Raw genomic sequence first — 19,050 nt, 5'->3', positions numbered from 1 at the left:
TTCAACAGTCTGACATTTGCAGTTCGCCAGCTTTGCTCGTCTCTTCTCCAAGCCGAATAACACAGTTGCGAACAGGTTGACCATTTCCATCTCATTTACAACCTTAGTTCCATCCCGTCATCCGCAATATGAAAGCCCCGGTCCTTTACATGCTTCACAAAGGAATTCGCTTGATCAATGACTGGATTGGTATGATTAAAATGAGTGAAATAAATCTCCGTTTCCTCTACCAAGTCCTGCAGCCGATCCATCGTTTCCGTCATCACGGGATGAGGAATTTCTTTGTAATTCCGCCCCATCCGCTCGATTTCTTCGATGGAGTGGAACGTACCGTCCAATAAGCAAATGTCAGCTTCTCGCGCCACTGTATGAATATCGCGTTCCCATTCGTCCCACCGATCAATATCAGGAATATAGAGCAGCTTGCGAGCAGGGCCTTCAATCCAGAACCCGAAAGTCTCCGAGAACTCATTGCGATGGGGGACCTCAACAGGCGTGATTCGAACAAGCGGCGCAAGCTCTGTCGGATGCGCGTGTGTAATCTTTTTTGGAATCACGTTCTTGAGTTCGACAAGTTGTCTCCAAGGCGCGTCATGTTCTAACAGCCGTTTCATTTTAGCACCGCAGTATACCGGTGTTGCTTGCGCCCCGACCGCTTCCTTGCCCAGGAACATCAATCCGGGATAATGGCCAATGTGAGCATGGGTCAGCCATATGCTGTCCATCAGTTGTCCCTGAAGCTGATATTTCATTTGGACCAGCGCCATTTGTTCCCTCATATCTGGTGTTGCGTCAATCAAGTGCCACGCTTTTAATTCTGGTAAAATAACAGCCAAGGAAGCAGCGAATCTACGAATATTACGATCTCCCATGGCTTTTATGCAGTTGTTGCAGAAGCAATTTGGATGGGGGACACCGGCATCTTGTGCTGTCCCGATAATATTCACGATCACTTCACTCATTTCATTTCCCTCCCATTGAAGTTGTCACTTGTTCTCCATGATTCGGGTATTCTTTTTTCACGATGGTCCATCCCGTCATGCCGTAAATGATATTGATGAGCGGAACGAGGAAGGCAAAGAAAAGATATGGAATAAATTGCTCTGGACTCACACCGAGCATATTCGCTGCAAAGACAGCGGGTACACCCCAAGGAACAAGCGTGATGCCAACCGTTCCTGCGGCCTCGACACATCTGGATAAATTTTTGGTATCGATATTTAAATCTTTATAGGTTTGAACAAATGTTCTTGTTGGCAGGATAATGGCTAAAAATTGGGCGCCGCTTGCGAAAGCTACGATCAATGTGGAAACGATCGTTGTCGCAATGAGCGAGCTGGGTGTCTTTATTTTATCGACGATAGGCCGTATTAAGGCTTGAAATATATTCGCGCCTTCCAACAACCCTCCCAAAGCTGTGGCAATTGTCAATAAGCCAATCGTATTGAGCATGGATACGATTCCGCCACGATTTAACAAGGAATCCACTTCTTTGACACCTGATTCGGCATGGAATCCATTCGTCATAGTATTGACCATTGAAGTGACAGATTCACCTTGTATGAGAATCGATAATATTCCGCCCAGCAAACCAACGAACAGCAACGTCGGCAAAGCAGGCAAACGTCTAATCATAAGAAATATGGTCAGTACGGGCAATAGCAGCAGCAGGGGATGGATGGTAAACGTCTGTTGAATACCTGACAGTATCACATTAATAGTGTCTGTCTCCACGAAATGCTGGTTAGAGCCATTGCTGAATATACTGTATAACACCACTGTTATGATAAATGCCGGAATGGTGTCCCATAGCATATGGCGCACATGGCTGAATAAATCCGTTTCCGCCATCGCCGGCGCAATATTCGTCGTATCCGATAGAGGAGACAGCTTGTCCCCGAAAAAAGCTCCCGACATCACTGCCCCAGCGATAAGTCCCGGTGAAAATCCCATTCCTTCGCCAATGACCATAAACGCCAATCCAATCGTTGCGATCGAGGTGAAGGAACTGCCTAGAGTTACTGCGACGATACCTGTAACGATCGCAACAGCGGGAACAAAAAACGAAGGGTGAATAAATGATAAACCATAGTAGATCATTGCGGGGATGACGCCGCTCGAAATCCATGTGCCAACGATCATCCCAATCACAAGCAGTATAAATATCGCAGGCAATGCTTTCGCAACGCCATTCACCATCATTTGCTGCAGTTCATCCCATCGATAGCCGCTTGCCACTCCGACGAGGACGGTCACAATAATCCCTATAACTAAAGGGATGAACATCCCTGCCTTCCAAATAAAAATAGAGGCGGCTCCTGCAGATATCAAAGCCAGAATAGGCAGTATCGCCAAACCGATGGATACTTGTCTTCTCATGCAGATTTCACTCCCTGTCATCGTAGTCGTTTATATAAAAAACAAAAAAACTTCCATCCCCAAATAGGGACGGAAGTTCCGTGGTACCACCCTGATTAACAAAATTGCTTTTGTTCACTCGATTGATTAACGGCATTGCCGGACTGGAATAGTCAGCTCCCTAATTGTAATTCACTGAATGCCCGGCCTAGTTCGCACCATCCACTAAGTCTCTGCATTTCCGTAACAGCCAGCTACTTTATTAGTTCAACGCTTTTATGCAATTATGCTTTTGTGTAATAAAATACATTATAGTGATATCTCTCAGGAAGTCAATAGTATCTATCTGTTCCGAGTCTCCCCCAAGGTTGCTCTCTTCACGCCCGGAATAAGCGCAAAAGCAAACGTCACCAGCGGCGAGAGCCACAGGAAAAAGGCGTACGGGGCATAATCGAACACGGTTAATCCCAATGCGCTCGTCATCATCGCTCCGCTGACGCCCCACGGAATGAGCGGATTGACCAAGGTCCCGCAATCCTCCAAGGTCCTCGAGAGGGTGAGGCGCGGGATGCCGCGTTTCTCGTATTCTTCTTCGAACAGCTGGCCCGGCAGCAAAATAGACATATATTGTTCACCTGTAATGACGTTGACGCCAATGGAGCTGAGCCCGCTCGTCACGACGAGCGCTTCTTTACTCTTCACCGGAACGATGAGTCGGTTGAACATGGTCTGAATGACGCCGGTATGCTGCAGCAATCCGCCTAAGGCGAACGCAATGGCAATAAGCGAAATGGCCCCGGTCATGGATTGAAGACCGCCGCGATTCACGATGCGGGCAACTTCGTCCAATTGGAAGGAGCCTTGAAATCCATGGTGCATCGTGACAATCCACTTCGGGATATCGAATTCGCCTTGGATGAACACGGTCATGAGCAGGCCGGTGCCGATGCCAAGCAGCATCGTAATGATGATGGGCAGCCGCTTAAAGGCTGCTGCAAGCACGACGGCCAGGGGGAGCAGGGTCAGTGGATGAATGTGAAACGACTGGCTAATATCGCGCTGCATCGCTGCGAGTTGCGACAAGTCCGTCTGCGCCGATGACCCAAATAACAAAAATGCGGCGCAAGTCAATATAAATGCCGGTATGGTCGTTTTCGTCATATTGCGGATATGATCGGGCATTTGCACGCGAGCGACGGCAGAAGCGAAGTTGGTCGTGTCGGAGAGCGGAGACATCTTGTCTCCGAAGCATGCTCCGGATACGACGGCGCCCGCCACAATGGCCGGATGGACTCCCATTGAGCCCGCCATGCCGACTAGAGCGACCCCGAATGTGCCAACCGTCGTAAGCGAGCTGCCGACGAACATCGATACGACGACGGTAAGCAGCATCGCGCTTATAGTGAACCACTGCGGCTGGAACCAAGTGGTTCCATACACAAGCAGGGTCGGAACCGTGCCGCTCATCATCCAGACGGCGATCAGAATGCCGATGAGAGCCAGCAGCATCGCCGGCATGACGGAGGCCTGAAGGCCGCGTATGAGCGCTTGTTCAACCGATTGCCACGGCTTGCCGAAGGCGAGCAGCAGACACCCGGTCAGGACGGCGGCTGCGATGAGCGGAACATGAGGTTCTGCCTGCCAGCCGAGAATGGTCAATAAGAGCAGGGCAATAATGCCGGTGAAAATCGTCACGCTTTGCATGAAGCTGAGCGGACGAGTCTCATTGTGTTGCTGTTGGGCTTGCATGGGGTCATCTCCTTGATTCTTAATACATATTAAAGTCATAGTTGGCTAGATATGAGTTTATGACTCTACTTGATTGCACAATCGCGTTTTGGCTTACACGCTTACCCGCGATAAAGTAAATGAGCAAACCTAGTATACCATATCGTGACATAACCATAAGATCAACGGTAACAATATCCATTTTTATTGAAGCGCATTTCGTTCATGCTGGCAACGCGTTTTTTTGCGTTTGTAAAAACATAATTGCATTTATAAATGTTATAATGGTATTTTAATATTTATAAATATCAATAAGGCTGGTGAGTACGAAAGTGAGCGCGACCATCGAACAAACTGGAGACAAAAGCGTGATACAGGAGGAAAGTGCTGAGCCGATGTCATGCCGGGAAGCGGTTATTCCTTGCGAGGAAGTGGCTTCGACGTTCTCGAGGCAATTCCCGATTCACATTATCGATACGATCGGCGTAGCGCCGGAATATCAGCGGCTTCATCGTCATGATGTGCTGGAGATTAATTGGATTAAGTCCGGGTCGGGTCATTACCTCATTAACGGGCGGCGGATTGATTTTCAAGAAGGGGATATTTTGCTGATTAACTCCAACGATTTGCACCGGGCCTATGAAAAGGAAAACCTTGTCATGCAGGTAACGTCTTTCGACGCTTCTTGGTTTATGCATGATTTGCGTTATGACCAAGATTTGCTTGCGCCTTTTACAGAGCTGGGCGTCCATTTCACACATTTGCTTAATCGGGACCATAGCAAGCTGCTGCAATCCATCCTCAGCGACATGCAGGAGGAATACAACCGGTGCCGGCGGCTGCATGTATCCATCGTGCGTTCGCATTTGATCCGGTTCTTGGCATACGTGAATCGTTATTTGCGCAGCGAAGCTCCGCTTCCAGACGCCGCGGCTAGCCATGCCGAATCTGTTCATGACGTGAAGATTTGTTCCGTCATTCAAGTGATGGAGCGGGAATTCATCCGGCCGTGGACATTGAAGGAGCTTGCCAGACTCGCCTATTTGAGCCCGTCCCGGTTCAGTGCCGTGTTCAAGCAGACAGTCGGCGTCTCGCCGGTAGAGTACTTAATATCCATCCGCATTAAGCATGCCGTGAGATTGCTCGAATCTTCAAACATGCAAATTATTGAGATTGCGCTGGAATGCGGCTTTCGCAATCTGTCGAACTTTTACCGGCTCTTCAAAAGCAGTACAGGCTATGCGCCGAGCGAGGTGAGATCAGGGGTATTTGCAAAAAGATAACATTGTATACTTGGGCAGAGAAATACAGGAAGAATCGGGACTGGCCGCCATATACAATCAACTAAGAAATCTGATGGATGGAGAGGGGACAGAGAAAATGAAGCAGGGGAGAACATGGCTGGCGCTGAGCCTTGCCATGGTAATGCTCATGCCGCTGCTGGCGGCATGCAGCCCATCGGCAGCCGGGAACAAGCAGGAGGGAGAGCCAGACACAGCGGCATCGTTTGGCGAGAAGACGATAGCCTTTTCTTTCTATGGCAACTACGATTGGTATACAATGCCGCCTTGGGGGAAGGATTTAGCCACGAAATGGATTAAAGCGAACAAAAAAGTGGAGGTTACCGCCATTAGTTCCGGAGGGAACGCCAAGCAGAAGCTAAACACGATGATTGCTTCCGACGAATTGCCAGATGTTATATGGCTGGATCGCGGGGCAGATGTCGAGCGCTTGCGCGCCGCTGACTTGCTGGTGCCATTTGACGAGTATTTGGATAAATATCCGAATTTAAAAAAGTGGGCGGGCGAATCGACGCTCAACATGCTGCGCTCCCCTGACGGGAAAATCTATCAGTTTCCGAACTGGTACACGACGCAGCCTAACGGGAATGCCGGTTATGTCGTGAACAAAAAAATATATACAGAGCTCGGCTCTCCCAAGCTGGAAACGACCGCTGATTTATACGACTATTTAAAAAGGGTGAAGCAGAACTATCCGGACGTCATCCCGCTCGAGGTGGGGGCAGGCGCCGAGGGAGTGGAAATACTGACATCCGCCTTTGCGGAGAACCGACCTTCCCTCTTCAACGTCATGCAGGCGGTGCCTGCGGGCGGAGAACTGACATCGATATTTACGGATCCCGTCTTCCGCGAGTCGATGCTCTTTGCCAGCCGGCTGTTCCGCGAAAGATTAATGTCCCAGGATACGATGTCGCAAACGAGGGATCAGTTGGCTGAGAAAATCGTTACGGGCAGGGTTGCGGTGCTGGCCGGCTCCAGTCCGACCGAATTCGCCTCCAGAGGGGACAATATGCTGAGAGCGGAGGACCCGAATGACGGCTATATGATGATTTGGCCGCTGCGCAAAGAAGGCTTGGATAAAAATAAAATATATCCGGGCGATTACAAACAGCTGGGCTGGAATGTGAGCGTGATTACGAAAGCGGCGGACAATCCCGAAGCGATATTCGCATTTCTGGATTGGCTGACCGGACCGGAAGGGCAGCGGATTATTTTCTGGGGGCCCGAGGGGCTGTATTGGGAGGGGACGGATGCGGACGGCGCGCCGATATTTACAGCGAAGTTCACGACGGACATTGAGAATCGCAACAAGCTGATGGACTCCACCATCAACTTCCAATGGAACGGAAATACGGTGTACGTCGATACTTCCAAGAGCAAGTTCGAACAGACGCTGCCGGAGGAAAAGCGGAATTGGGAAACGCGCTGGCAAACGGAAATAACGTGGAAGACCCAATACAATGGAACGGAATTTGTCAATTTGGACCCGCCGGGAGACACGGAGGAAGGCATTGCCGCGCAGAGCATAGCGGATATTTATTCCGCGACGAGGGCGAAGCTCCTCCTCAATGCCAAAAATGACGGTGACGTGCTGCGGCTGCTCGATGAGGCCGAGGCGAAGGCGCAGCAAGTTGGGTATGCGAAGTTATTGGCTTATAAAACAGAGAAGTGGCAAGAAAACGTGGAAAAACTGAAGTAACTGAAGTAACCGATGTTGCATGAAATATAGGTTGTAAAAAGCCGCAGGCTGTACCAGGGGCCATCATCCTCTGGTACAGCCTGCGGCGCTGTGTTTGGTTAACTTGTATGAACTTGCGCTTCTTCCTTTACTTCCACGATGATTTCGATTTCGACTGGCGTATGGAACGGCAAGTCGCTTGTGCCGATCGCTGAACGCGCATGTCTTCCCGCATCCCCGAACACTTCGATAAGCAGATCCGAAGCGCCGTTAATGACGTAAGGCTGATCGGCAAATCCCGGCGCGCTGTTGACGAACGCAAGCATCTTCACGACCTTGGCCACTTTATCCAAGGTGCCAAGCTCATGCTTGATGACGGCGAGTGCGTTAATGATGACTTGGCGCGCGGCGCGCTGGCCCTCTTCAATCGTCAGATCCGCGCCGACCTTGCCCTCGTACATGAGCACGCCGTCAATTCGGCAATCCATGCCGGACGTGTACAATAAGTTGCCAGTGCGATTGCAAGGAATATAAGAAAATTTCGGTTCTCCTACAGCCGGCAGCTCGATTCCCAATTGTTGCAGACGTTGTTCAATTTGACCCATAACATTTGCTCCTTTTTATTGGTTTTGTTCCATCATTCCTCTTGTGATCACGAAGCAACCCAAGAAGTTATTCGACATCGAATCTTGCATTCACTCTCAGATGTGCGGCAGCGGTCAGCAGCAGCCGCAAGTATGATGAAGCTGAAGGCGTCGTTCGGCTTTCAGCATGGAGCCGGCATGCACGGACTGAAATTGACCGTGCCGCAGCGCAAGGCGACCGTTAACGAACACATGCGAGATTCCGTTAGGGAACTGGCGCGGCTCTTCAAAGGTGGCCGTATCCTGTACCGTATCCGGATTGAAGACGACGAGATCCGCGGCATATCCCGGAACAAGCAGGCCGCGGCGTCCCAGACGGAAGCGTGCTGCCGGAAAAGCGCTCATTTTGCGCACCGCATCCTCCAGGGTAAGCAGCTTGCGCTCGCGCACATACGTGCCAAGGATGCGCGGGAACGTTCCATAGAGCCGCGGATGAGGCTTGCCGGTCTCGCAGTGCAGACTGTCAGAAGCGATGAGCGAGCGCGAATAAGCGATGACCTGCTCGACGTCGGACTCCGCCATATGGTAATAGACAATGGTGACCTTGCCCTGCTCTTCCAACAGCAATTCAATCATGGCATCGACGGGGTGAATGCCGCGTTTCGCGGCAACGTCCGCAATGGACAGTCCTTCCAGCTCTTTGTTGCGCTCCGTCTGCAGCGCAGAGATGACAACGCTGTGCCAGCCGGTGGAAGCGACAAGATTGTCCCACGTATCCTGCTCCTCTGCCAGCTCCTCATGCAGGCGCTGCCGGATATTCGGTCGCTGCAGCGCTTCCAGCGTGGCAGGCAAGCCGCCTTCCAGAATCCAAGGCGGCAGCACCGTCGTGAGCGTGGTGGAGCCGGCATGGTACGGATATACGTCGCATGTGACGTCCATTCCGCGCGCACGCGCCGCTTCAATGCGCTCCAGCGCATCCAGCACTTGGCCCCAGCTGCGCTTGCCTGCAGCTTTGAGATGGCTGATGTGCAGAGTCACTCCGGACTGCTCCGCAATCCAGATCACTTCATCAATGGAAGCGAGCAGGTGGCGTCCTTCGCCGCGAATATGCGTAGACAGCAGCCCGCCGTATTCGGCGACGACGCGGCACAATTCCGCAATTTCGGTCTTGTCGGCGTAACTGCCTGGCGCATATAGCAAGCCGATGGAGAGTCCGATAGCGCCAGCTTCCATTCCTTCGCGCAAAATCGCCTTCATTTCATTCAACTCCGCAGGCGAAGGCGGGCGGTGATCGAAGCCCATGACGGCGATTCGAAGCGCGCCGTGCGCTACATAGGTGGCAAGGTGCTCGGCGGGGGAGCAGTTCTGCACGGCATCCATATATTCCCCGATGCTGTGCCACGTCCACGGCTTATTCGTCGTTCCGATGACCGGCGTGATGTATTCCCGCAGCAAGTCGCCGCGTTCGGGCACGAACGGCGCAGGCGCCAAGCCGCAATTGCCGACAATCTCGGTCGTTACGCCTTGCTGCATTTTAATGTTGCTGTCGGGATAATCCATTATCATCAGGTCGGAGTGACAGTGACCGTCAATGAATCCCGGAGCGACGATGTGGCCTTGCGCATCAATCGTCTCCCGTGCCTCGACATCAATGGAGCCGGGGGCGGCGACGTGGGTAATCTGTCCGTCCTTAACCCCGATTTCGCCCCAGAACCAAGGGTTGCCGGTTCCGTCGGCAACGCGCGTATTCCGAATGATTGCATCAAGCATGATCCTTCCTCCTTCGTTCTGTTTACCAGCTGTGTCCGCGCGCTTCAATCGGAACGTGCGCCGCACTGTCCGATTGAACGAGCCATGCCTTGTTATATAAATTAAGAGTGCTGCAGACGTGATTGGGAACAATATGCAGCCGATCGCCAACCTTGAAGGAATGGCCCGCTGCGATTCGAATCGTGCCATGCTCCTCGGATAATCGCTCCAACAGGGCTTCGGGAGCCTCCATAATATGGCCGAAGCCCTGCAAATGAAGCGGAGGCGTGTTCGGCTGCACGTCGGTAGCGAAAGCTTTGCTGCCGCCGTCGACGATGATGATGTCGTCTTGCGGGCAGCTGACAACGGTAACGGCTACGCAAGCGGCACAGTCTTGCAGGCTGCAGCCGCCGAATTCGACCTGCATGCGGTCCTGAAACACGTATGTGCCCGGGCGGATCTCTGTCACGCCGGGAACCGCAGCCGCGTAGACGCCGGTCGGAGTCGAGCCGACACTGACGTCCCGGATGTCATGACCGGCCTCGCGCAGCACGTCTGCGATCCGCACCATGGTCAAGCCTTCATCGCGGCCCGCGCTTTGCACGTCCAGCGTGCCCTGACCGTTCAGCAGCGCTCCGCGGAAGGTGAAGATGCCGCCAAGCTGCAGGTGCGGGCACTGCGCGATGAACCGCGTGACCGGCATAATATCGGCTGCGCGCGCGCCCGAGCGATTCAGGCCCGTGTCGATTTCGAGCCGCACCTCCAGCACGGCACCGCTCTCCTGCGCAATCTGTTCCAGCATTCTGGCCCCGGCGATGCTGTCGACCCCGATTATGATGCGGGCCCGTGAAGTCAAAGCGATTGCGCGGCGTATTTTGGATGGCGCAACGAGCGGGTAGGCAATGAAGATATCGCGGATGCCGCTCTCCACCATGACCTCCGCTTCCGACACCTTCGCTGCGGTAATTCCGGAAGCGCCGTGCTGCAATTGCATCTGCGCGATGCGCGGCATCTTATGCGTCTTCAGATGGGGACGCAGCTGCACGCCGTTCCGGGCGGCGGCTTGAGCCATTGCTAATATATTGCGCTCAGTCCGTTCCGCGTCGATTAGCAGAAATGGAGTCTCCGCCGCTTCCAGCTGCGGATGCCGGACGGATAGATGCGGCAGAGCATCCTCGCCCTCCATATGTCCGATGTGCAGATCCTTCGTCGTCATGAGAATCAACCTCCGTCAGGTAGATTGCTTGGCTTCTTCCAAATAGCTATATAGCGTATATTTCGATATCCCCAAGTACGCGCAAATTTTCTCCCCGGCTTTTTTGATGAGGAAGGCTCCTTTGTCGTCCAGCAGAATGAGCAGCTTCATCTTGTCTTCCTTCGTCATCAACGCAACCGGTTTATCGATCTGCGCCTGGGCTTCTTGAATGAGGGTATCCAATAGATCGTTCACATTGGTCACGAATGATTCCTTCACTTCCGGCTGCAGCCCGGTCATGGTGAGCGACTTCAGCGCTTTCTCCGCCATCGTCAGGTCGGTAATGTCGTAATTGATGCAGAGCGACCCGATGATCTGCCCTTCGCGATTGCGCATGTACAATGAAGTGGAGCGGAGCAAGCGGCCATCCTTCGTCTGCGTAATATAGTTGAGCTTGTTGCCGTCTTGCTGTGTGCCGCGCAGCAGCTCCAGACCGAGATTCGTGCCCGGGTCTCCGACATGGCGGCCTGTGATATGACCGTTCTCAATCGCGACGATCGTGCGGTCATACGGCAGCGTCAAATCGTGGAGCACAACCTCGCACTGATCGCCGAATTGGGCGGCAATCCCTTTGACAAGCGCTTGTAGAAAGGGAAGTTCTTCTTGTATGGATTCCATTGTTTCCTCCCTTGAAGAGATTGTTCATAACGTATTCTCCACCTCATGGTATCATAATTTTGCCAGTTATCAAACTAAAAGTTTGTTGACCTAACAAAAATTAATGCTGCATAATGTTCATGGTAGAGGAAGATATAGGAAGGAGGACCGAACATGAAATGGGTTGCGCGTTCGCTGCACCGAAAATTGCTGTTGCTGCTGCTGGCCTGCATCATAATGCCGGTCATGCTGCTCGGCTACATCTCTTACCGCACCGCTTGGTCCATTACCGAGGAGAAGACGAAGCAGGCGAGCTTGAACACGCTGAGACAGATTCGCGCCATTCTCGAAACGATGGCTCAAGACGCCGAGAACATGTCCGTCTTTTTAATCGGACAGCATGATGTGCAGCAATATTTGGCGAAAAAGGAGCGGTCCAGCGCCAACGATTATTTGCGCATGATCGGATTTTTGACGAATTTGGCTTTTTCCAAAGACTATATCGCCGACATTCGCATCATTCCGCTCAACGGAAATCCAGAGCTGTCCAACACGACGATTTTGACGTCCTCGCTGTTCCGGCACATCCCGGCCTCGCCTGAATATTGGGAGGAGCATTCGGCTTGGTGGTCCCCTCCGCTCCCGATCGATACGAGTCTGGGCCGCAAACGCACGGTGTCGCTCGTCAGGCCGATCCGCGATATGAATACGTTCGACACGCTTGGCATGCTGTCCATCGGAATCGACGGGGATGCGGTGGCCGCGCGGCTGGGCAATGCCTTCGTGGAAGGCGGAGGAACCCTCATCCTGGCCGACAAGGAAGGAAATATTGTCGCTTCCGGCGCCGATGATGCGGCGGAGGCCGATTGGCAACCGCAGCTTGCGCCGCTCGGCGGCGCGATTGCAGACAACGAAAACGAAGCGCGGTTTTTTGATGTCGGGGAAGGGAACGGACGCCATGTTATCGTCGGCATGAAGGTGCCATTGGCTCCATGGCATGTGTACGCGATAATCCCGTACCAGACGTTCAGCGAGCAGAACCGCTATGTGCTGCAATTGACCGCCATGACGGTAGGCGTGGCCCTGCTCGTAATCGTGGCGGCGGTGGCTTATTTCGTCAGACGGGTCACGAAGCCGCTTGTCCGGCTGGCCCGTTCGATCGGAACGGTGCAGCCAGATTCCCCGTTCCGGCCGCTGCCGCTCACGTCGCAGGACGAAATTGGCTTTGTCGTGCGCAGCTACAATCGGCTGAGCGATAATATCCGCGAATTGACCGAGCAGGTGAAACGGAATGAAGCGCAAAAAAAGGAAGCGGATCTGCAAGCGCTGCAGGCCCAGATTCATCCGCATTTTCTATATAACACGCTCTCTTCGGTACAGTGGCTCGCATGGATGGACGGGAACGGGAAAATAGCCGAGATGGTAGGGGCGCTGGGCGACTTTTTGCGCTTCAGCCTGAACCGGGGGCTCGAATATTGCACGATCGGCCAAGAAGTGGAGCATGTGAAAAATTATATGCATATTCAATCGATACGGTATCCGGAACGTTTTAGGTTCGAGGTCGTGCTGCCGGTTGAGCTGGGAGAGGCGTTAATGCTCAAGCTGCTGCTCCAGCCATTGATTGAAAACGCTTTATTGCATGGCATTCTGAAGCCGGGGGCGCACGGAACTAATGGATGTCTCCATTTGGAAATGGCGATGACGGATGAGGGGGAAATTCGCTTCATTGTTCGAGACAATGGGGTCGGCATGAGTCCGGATGAGGCGGAGAGCCTCAGGCGGCAGCTGCGCACGGGAGAACGCAGGCCGCTAAGCGATGATGCCGGAGCCGGCAGCGGCTACGGCCTATTCAATGTGCAGCGCAGATTGCAGCTTCATTATGGCGAGGGCGCGTCCTTGCGGATCGACAGCAAGGAAGGAGAGGGCACGGCTGTTACGTTTTCGATTCCGGCGCCAGGCTGCGCATGCGAGCGAGGAAAGGAGCCTTCCGATGAAATTGTTGATTGTAGATGATGAAGTCATTATCCGCACTGGACTTGCCCGGGTGCTGCCGTGGCATGATTTGGGGTTTGACGTGCTGCCTCCGTGCGCATCGGCGGAAGAGGCGATGGAGGCAATCGCGGCGGATAAGCCGCATCTGGTGCTGACCGACATCCGCATGACCGGCGCCGACGGATTGACGCTGGCCGCTCACATCCGCGAGACGAGTCCGGACACGGAGACGATCGTGCTGACAGGCTATGATGATTTTCGCTATGCGCAGCGGGCGTTGCGGGAAGGAGTATGCGACTACTTGCTGAAGACGAGCCGCCCTGACGATATTATGAAAGCGGCGATACGCGCCAAGGAGCGGATACTCGAGAAGCTGGAGCGCAGCAAGAGCATGTCGAAGCGAGAAGCTTCCTATCGCGAACAGCTGCTGCGCAAGCTGCTATATGAGCCGCTGAGCGCGGCGGAATGCCGCGCGTTGACGGATACGCTGCTGTTGGCGGACAGACCGCAATCGGCAGCACGAAATGCCGCCTTCGATGTAGCCTGCATTCAGGCGGAAGGCTGGGGCGAAGCACAGGAGAAACTGCTGCTGTTTGCGGTCGACAATATGCTGGCGGACATGGTGGCGGGAGCTGCGCTGCGCGAGGAGTCCCGTCTGCTTGTGCTGCGTCTGGCGGAAGGGAGGGGGGAAGCCGCTGGCTCATGGGATTATGAGCTTGCGTTAATCGAGCGCAAGCTGAAATGCAGGCTGTTTGCCGGCATCGGCCGCTTGGCAGAAAGGCCGGAGGAGGTGCGGGAATCATGCCGCACCGCGAAGGAGGCCTATGCATGTCATTGGTTTAAAGGCAATAGAAGAATGCTCGCTTGGCAAGAGGTCGCGTCACGGACAGGACGTCCTTCCATTTGCCAGGCGCAGGCTGAAGCGGAGCTCATTCGCTGCTTGAAATCAGGTCAGCCCGAACAGCTGCGCCATTTCGTGCATGAACAGGTCCGGCAGCTTATTGGCGAGCCGGACTCGACGCCGGACTCGATTCAGTCGTACGGCCAATCGCTGCTCATCGCGGCGCGGCGCTGGCTGGAGCGGTGCGCCGAAGCTTCCGCGGCTGCCCGTGGGGGCGGCTTGCAGGCGGCGGATAGCGGACGCTGCGCACAGGCGGGCGAGATGGAATGCGCGTCAAGCAGCGCATCCATGCATGCGCAGGACGGCCTCTTCCGGCTAACGCCCGGCCCCAGCGCCGGAGCCGACTGCGCGGCCACGTGCCTGCCCGTGCCTGCTCTAGCTTCACCGCGTACGGCTTTGCCGGAGCAGTGGGAGCGCACTCTGTTCATTGCGCTGCAGGAAGCGATGCAATATTGTCGCGATGTCATTGCGGACTCCTCTTCGTCTGTCGTGACGCGAGCGATGAATTACATTCGCGAGAAAGCGGACGGCAGTCTGACGCTGCAGCATGTGGCGCAAGTCGTGGGGGTCCATCCGAACCATCTGAGCGACAGGTTCAAGCAGGAAACGGGCATCAATTACATTGAATATGTGACCCAAGTCCGTATGGCCCGAGCTTGCCGCTACTTTCAAGACGGCTCCGTCAAAGTGTCGGCGGTGGCTCAGCTAGTCGGTTACGAGGATTTCAAATACTTTTCACAGCTGTTTAAAAAGCATATCGGCTGCACGCCATCCGAATACCGGGACAAATGGTGACACAAGCGCGCAATCAAAAGGGAGCCGTGAGAACAACCTGTCTGAGCTGAAAACATTCCCCATTGCAGCTTGATTTTTTCCCTAACGCTTAATTAAAACGCTTACTTATAATGGATATATACACCGGAACGAGATGACGAGATACCCGCGCTGACGACAGCGGAACAGATCCGGTGAAGATGAACTGAATGATCAGGAGGGTTATGATGCGCAAACGGTGGATTTCTGTGCTCGTGTTCCTGCTTGTCGCTTCTATTTTTACCGCATGTGCAGGCGGAACGGGCACCACGGCGTCAGGCAAGGATGGATCGGCGGGCGGCTCGGATGCGAATGCGCCGGCTAATCCAGGCGGAGGGAAGGACAGCGGCGAGTCCGTAAAGCTGTCTTTATGGCATAACTTTACGGGAGACGATCTGCGCGCCCAGGCGATGCGCGACATTATCGAACAATTCAAGCAGAGTCATCCGCACGTTGCTTTGGACATTCAAGCGATCCCGCCGGATGGCTATAAGACGCGCTTGAAGACGGTGGCGGCAGCCAACGAGATGCCTGACGTATTCCTCATGTGGCCGGGCACGATGACAAAAGAATTTCACGGCGGCGGCCTGATTCAGCCGATCAATGAGCTGCTTGACGGCAAGCCGGATTGGAAAAGCAGTTTTCTCCCGGGATCGTTTGATGATTTTACGATTGACGGAGGCACATACAGCGTGCCGATGGGGCTCTCGCCGACCTCGATTCTGTATTACAATCAGGCGATATTCGATAAATACGGCCTTCAAGTCCCTGCCACGTGGGACGACTTGATGAAGGCGGTCGCAACGCTGAAGGAGAACAAAGTGACGCCGATTGCGCTTGGCAACAAGGCGGCGTGGCTGGCGCAATCGAGCATTATGAGCTCGATCGCCGACCGCGTGACCGGAACGGAATGGTTTTTGAAGGCGGCCAATCAAGACGGGGCGCAATTTACAGACCCGGGATTCGTCAAGGCGCTGGAGCTGTTCCAAGGATTGCAGGAGGCTGGCGCATTCCAGGACGGAGAGAACAGCATTGACAACACGCAGATGGAAATGATGTTCGCCCAAGGCCAGGCGGCGATGATGATTGACGGCGGGTGGGCCTTGACCAACTTGTCCGCGAATGCGACGCCGGAAGCGCTGCAGCAAATGGGCGCGGCCGTTCTCCCAGCCGTTCCGGGCGGGAAGGGAGACCCGAAGACATTGTCCGGCGTGGTCGGCGTCGGTCTTGGACTTAGCAAGAAGGCAGAAGGCAAGCGCAAGGAAGCGGCCTATGACTTGATATTCGCCATGTCCGGTCCCGAGGCGCAGAAGCGGACGCTGGAGGCGAATCAGCTGGTCAGCTTCAAGCTGGAGCTGGATGAGAGCAAAGTATCCCCGCTCTTTGCCAAGGTGAACCGCCTTGTCAATGAAGTGAAGCGCACGCCGGTATATGATGCCGTTTTGACGAGCGCCGGAACGGATGCGGTCAACAACGGGCTGCAGGAGCTGTTGATGGGCGGCAAGCCGGAGGCCGTGGCGCAGAAGATTCAGGAGGCGCAGGCGAAGGCGCTCGGCAAGTAAGCCGGGAGGCGATGTACCAGCAGCGGATTGGGAAGGGCGTGCGCCGTCAGCCGCATGTTGGCGAGCGCGCCCGCCTTCCGATATCGTCAGGAAGGATCGCACGCCATTGCGCAAGCGGAATATGTAGTTCTTTAAAGGGCCTGGGCAGAGGTTTGCTAGCTTGGTTGGGAGAAAGAGCGCCCCCGTACAGCGAAAGGAGGAGCCCCTATGCGCGCGTGGAGCAACAAACGGGCGTTCATTACGGCAGGTTTGACCCCTGCGCTCGTCTTGTATACGATTTTTGTCATCATTCCGATCTTTTGGTCGGCTTATTATGGCTTTTTTGATTGGAAAGGAATCGGGGCCGCCCGTTTCATCGGCTTCGATAATTTCGTTGAAGCGCTTAAGGATTCGGTCTTCTGGCTATCGCTGCGCAACAATATGATCGTCGTCGCCGCGTCCGTCTTCGGTCAGGTGCCGATCGCGCTGCTGCTTGCGCTTCTCCTGAAGCGCGGCACATGGTTTCAACGCATCGTCCGGTCTGCCGTATTTATGCCAATGGTGCTTTCATCGGTCGTGATCGGGATTATTTGGAGCAACATCTATCATCCGCAGACAGGGCTGCTGAATGCGGCGCTCAGTGCCGCAGGGCTTGAAGATTGGCGGCGCGCATGGCTTTCCGAGCCCGGCATCGCCATGTGGATGATTGCGATTCCGGTCGTGTGGAATTACATCGGCCCGTATTTAATCATGTTTTTGGCCGCGCTGCACAGCATCCCGGCTGAACTGGACGATGCGGCGCACTTGGACGGCGCGAGAGGGTTGCGGAAGCTGGGCTTAATAACGCTGCCGCTCATCTGGGATACGCTCAAGGTCGCTATCGTTCTGTGCATATCCGGGAGCTTGAAGGCGTTCGACCTGATTTATGTCATGACGAATGGCGGTCCCGCCCATGCGACCGAGCTGCTTGCTTCGTATATGTACAACAGCACCTTTACTGTCTATCGCTTCGGATATGGCAGCGCCGTATCTACCCTGATCGTTATGATCAGCTTGCTGATGGTTGCCGGATCGCAATGGCTGATGAAAAAGGAACATAGATGAGAGCGCTGCCGCATTTACATTGGAAGGGAGAGAGCTGGGCATGAAATCATCCTCCGCAGCAGCGGCCGTGCGGACGCGGGATTCATATCCAATGTCAGCCGGACGCCGGAAGGCGCGCATCACCCGCATTTGCGTTTCTTGCGGATTGGGCGCGTATGCTCTGGTTACGCTATATCCGCTCATTTGGCTCTATTTGAGCGCATTTAAGACGAATGAGGAATTCTACGCGCATCCGTTCGGTTTGCCGCAATCATGGCAGTGGTCGAACTTCGCCCGTGCCTGGGAAGTGTCGGGGATGGGACTGGCCATGCTCAATTCGTTCATCGTTACGACGCTGTCGTTAGCGCTCACTTTGCTGTTGGGGGCGTTGGCGGCTTATATTTTGGCGCGTTTCACGTTCCGCGGCAGAGCTCTCATTCATCTGTTGTTCGTGCTTGGCATGCTCATTCCGATTCACAGCACGCTCGTACCGCTGTTTATCATGATGAATCAGATGGGGATTTTGAACACGTATGCCGCTCTTATTTTGCCTTATACAGCATTTGAGCTTCCGATCGCCATCTTTATCGTGGCGGCTTATTTGGCCAATATCCCGAAGGAAATGGAGGAAGCGGCGCTTGTGGACGGCTGCGGCTACACCGGCATCTTCGCCCGCATTATGCTTCCGGTTTCTTTGCCGGCGTTGGCTACGGTGGCTATACTCGGCTTTTTGCGCTTCTGGAATGACTTTGCCTTTGCGCTCGTCTTCATCAACAGCCCGGCGATGAAGACGCTGCCGCTCAGTCTGTCCGTGTTCGCTACAGGCTACTCGACGGACTACAAGCTGACGATGGCGGCACTCGGAATAGCGGCGCTGCCTACGATCATCATCTACATCCTGTTTCAGGAGCAGGTGATGAAAGGCATGGCGGCGGGAGCGGTAAAAGGGTGACAGACAATAAACCGAACGCTGCCACTCTTACAACAATGTAAGCTGTTTGTAAGCAAGTTAAATGGCTGCATGCATCAACAGAGGCTACAATAGGAGTCAAGACAGGCGATGCCATGACTGGCGGTTATTATTCTCATGCGCTACCTCAGTCAAACTTTGTGTCATGTTTTAACCCTATTACTCATACGACCCATCCTGGGGTGAGTTCGTCATCGGATTACTTTTTGCATGTCGATGGCACAACAGTTCCCTCGAGGACGAACTTGCCCCCAACCCATTCGTGTCGGTGGAAGGAAGCTACCTGTCGGTTTCCTCCTATACCGGCACTTTTTTTGTTTTCTGAGGCGGGGTTGAATGGATAGAGCCTAAGTCCGAGGTTGGCGGGAGCAGAAGATGCTGAATCGTATAGAACGTGATGGTTGGGGGCGGCAGGTGGCAAGGAAGGGGATGATGCAGGGGCATGCGAACTGCTTTTAGGCTGTTGCTTTTGAGGAAAGCGGGCTTTTGGGCTGTTGAAA

General features: G+C 54.1%; 14 protein-coding genes and 1 other annotated feature. Of the genes, 7 read left to right on the top strand and 7 right to left on the bottom strand.

Annotation, left to right across the window (positions count from 1 at the left end):
* Positions 1–95: 95 nt before the first annotated feature.
* The 3 genes from JSQ80_RS00880 to nhaC (JSQ80_RS00870) form a co-directional block, all read right to left on the bottom strand.
* On the bottom strand, positions 96–962 hold the full coding sequence (locus JSQ80_RS00880; protein ID WP_206093990.1) for an MBL fold metallo-hydrolase: 867 nt from the start codon (positions 960–962) through the stop codon (positions 96–98).
* Position 963: 1 nt separating this feature from the next.
* The gene (gene nhaC, locus JSQ80_RS00875) at positions 964–2,379 is read right to left on the bottom strand and encodes a Na+/H+ antiporter NhaC (RefSeq protein WP_206093989.1); all 1,416 of its coding nucleotides are present in this window, start codon (positions 2,377–2,379) and stop codon (positions 964–966) included.
* 62 nt (positions 2,380–2,441) lie between these two features.
* Positions 2,442–2,638 (bottom strand) — a binding site (T-box leader).
* 62 nt (positions 2,639–2,700) lie between these two features.
* Positions 2,701–4,107 (bottom strand): Na+/H+ antiporter NhaC, encoded by a 1,407-nt coding sequence (gene nhaC / locus JSQ80_RS00870; RefSeq protein ID WP_206093988.1) that lies wholly within the window; start codon positions 4,105–4,107, stop codon positions 2,701–2,703.
* A 347-nt stretch (positions 4,108–4,454) separates the two neighbouring features.
* Between nhaC (JSQ80_RS00870) and JSQ80_RS00865 the strand changes: the two genes are divergently transcribed.
* Both JSQ80_RS00865 and JSQ80_RS00860 read left to right on the top strand, forming a co-directional pair.
* Positions 4,455–5,369 (top strand): AraC family transcriptional regulator, encoded by a 915-nt coding sequence (locus tag JSQ80_RS00865; protein WP_336245694.1) that lies wholly within the window; start codon positions 4,455–4,457, stop codon positions 5,367–5,369.
* A gap of 97 nt (positions 5,370–5,466) precedes the next feature.
* A complete protein-coding gene (locus JSQ80_RS00860; protein WP_206097428.1) occupies positions 5,467–7,086 on the top strand; it encodes an extracellular solute-binding protein in 1,620 nt (539 codons plus the stop codon).
* Positions 7,087–7,184: 98 nt separating this feature from the next.
* On the opposite strand, the gene JSQ80_RS00855 is transcribed toward JSQ80_RS00860, so the two are convergent.
* From JSQ80_RS00855 to JSQ80_RS00840, 4 genes are all read right to left on the bottom strand, one after another.
* Positions 7,185–7,670: a RidA family protein gene (locus JSQ80_RS00855; protein WP_206093987.1), complete on the bottom strand. Its 486-nt coding sequence runs from the start codon at positions 7,668–7,670 to the stop codon at positions 7,185–7,187.
* A gap of 114 nt (positions 7,671–7,784) precedes the next feature.
* Positions 7,785–9,419 carry an N-acyl-D-amino-acid deacylase family protein gene (locus tag JSQ80_RS00850; protein ID WP_206093986.1) on the bottom strand — a complete coding sequence of 545 codons (1,635 nt, stop codon included), beginning with the start codon at positions 9,417–9,419 and terminating at the stop codon, positions 7,785–7,787.
* A gap of 22 nt (positions 9,420–9,441) precedes the next feature.
* A complete protein-coding gene (locus JSQ80_RS00845; protein ID WP_206097427.1) occupies positions 9,442–10,584 on the bottom strand; it encodes an alanine racemase in 1,143 nt (380 codons plus the stop codon).
* Between the two features lie 45 nt (positions 10,585–10,629).
* Positions 10,630–11,271 (bottom strand): helix-turn-helix transcriptional regulator, encoded by a 642-nt coding sequence (locus tag JSQ80_RS00840; protein ID WP_087433671.1) that lies wholly within the window; start codon positions 11,269–11,271, stop codon positions 10,630–10,632.
* A 153-nt stretch (positions 11,272–11,424) separates the two neighbouring features.
* On the opposite strand from JSQ80_RS00840, the gene JSQ80_RS00835 reads away from it, so the two are divergent.
* The 5 genes from JSQ80_RS00835 to JSQ80_RS00815 all read left to right on the top strand — a co-directional run bounded on the left by JSQ80_RS00835 (position 11,425) and on the right by JSQ80_RS00815 (position 18,532).
* On the top strand, positions 11,425–13,263 hold the full coding sequence (locus tag JSQ80_RS00835) for a cache domain-containing sensor histidine kinase (protein WP_206093985.1): 1,839 nt from the start codon (positions 11,425–11,427) through the stop codon (positions 13,261–13,263).
* The gene (locus JSQ80_RS00830; protein WP_206093984.1) at positions 13,241–14,938 is read left to right on the top strand and encodes a response regulator transcription factor; all 1,698 of its coding nucleotides are present in this window, start codon (positions 13,241–13,243) and stop codon (positions 14,936–14,938) included. The genes JSQ80_RS00835 and JSQ80_RS00830 overlap by 23 nt, the downstream gene beginning before the upstream one ends.
* Before the next feature lie 206 nt (positions 14,939–15,144).
* Complete coding sequence (locus JSQ80_RS00825; RefSeq protein ID WP_206097426.1) at positions 15,145–16,518, top strand: extracellular solute-binding protein; 1,374 nt, start codon at positions 15,145–15,147, stop codon at positions 16,516–16,518.
* A 207-nt stretch (positions 16,519–16,725) separates the two neighbouring features.
* Positions 16,726–17,601, top strand: coding sequence for a carbohydrate ABC transporter permease (locus JSQ80_RS00820; protein WP_206093983.1), 876 nt, complete (start codon positions 16,726–16,728; stop codon positions 17,599–17,601).
* A gap of 91 nt (positions 17,602–17,692) precedes the next feature.
* Entirely contained in the window at positions 17,693–18,532 is an 840-nt protein-coding gene (locus JSQ80_RS00815; RefSeq protein ID WP_411829082.1) for a carbohydrate ABC transporter permease, read from the top strand.
* The last annotated feature ends 518 nt before the right edge of the window (positions 18,533–19,050 follow it).

The sequence above is a fragment of the Paenibacillus apiarius genome (assembly GCF_017052585.1).
Classification (GTDB): Bacteria; Bacillota; Bacilli; order Paenibacillales; family Paenibacillaceae; genus Paenibacillus_B; species Paenibacillus_B apiarius.
The sequence above is the reverse complement of the archived record's forward strand: the minus strand, read 5'-3'. Positions and strand labels throughout refer to the sequence as shown.

Excerpts from the sequence above, each read along its gene's own strand:
- JSQ80_RS00850 (WP_206093986.1), bottom strand. The coding sequence starts at position 9,419 with ATGCTTGATGCAATCATTCGGAATACGCGCGTTGCCGACGGAACCGGC.
- JSQ80_RS00845 (WP_206097427.1), bottom strand. The coding sequence starts at position 10,584 with ATGGAGGGCGAGGATGCTCTGCCGCATCTATCCGTCCGGCATCCGCAG.
- nhaC (WP_206093989.1), bottom strand. The coding sequence starts at position 2,379 with ATGAGAAGACAAGTATCCATCGGTTTGGCGATACTGCCTATTCTGGCT.
- JSQ80_RS00840 (WP_087433671.1), bottom strand. The coding sequence starts at position 11,271 with ATGGAATCCATACAAGAAGAACTTCCCTTTCTACAAGCGCTTGTCAAA.
- JSQ80_RS00815 (WP_411829082.1), top strand. The coding sequence starts at position 17,693 with ATGTCAGCCGGACGCCGGAAGGCGCGCATCACCCGCATTTGCGTTTCT.
- JSQ80_RS00880 (WP_206093990.1), bottom strand. The coding sequence starts at position 962 with ATGAGTGAAGTGATCGTGAATATTATCGGGACAGCACAAGATGCCGGT.
- JSQ80_RS00860 (WP_206097428.1), top strand. The coding sequence starts at position 5,467 with ATGAAGCAGGGGAGAACATGGCTGGCGCTGAGCCTTGCCATGGTAATG.
- nhaC (WP_206093988.1), bottom strand. The coding sequence starts at position 4,107 with ATGCAAGCCCAACAGCAACACAATGAGACTCGTCCGCTCAGCTTCATG.
- JSQ80_RS00855 (WP_206093987.1), bottom strand. The coding sequence starts at position 7,670 with ATGGGTCAAATTGAACAACGTCTGCAACAATTGGGAATCGAGCTGCCG.
- JSQ80_RS00820 (WP_206093983.1), top strand. The coding sequence starts at position 16,726 with ATGCGCGCGTGGAGCAACAAACGGGCGTTCATTACGGCAGGTTTGACC.
- JSQ80_RS00830 (WP_206093984.1), top strand. The coding sequence starts at position 13,241 with ATGAAATTGTTGATTGTAGATGATGAAGTCATTATCCGCACTGGACTT.
- JSQ80_RS00835 (WP_206093985.1), top strand. The coding sequence starts at position 11,425 with ATGAAATGGGTTGCGCGTTCGCTGCACCGAAAATTGCTGTTGCTGCTG.
- JSQ80_RS00825 (WP_206097426.1), top strand. The coding sequence starts at position 15,145 with ATGCGCAAACGGTGGATTTCTGTGCTCGTGTTCCTGCTTGTCGCTTCT.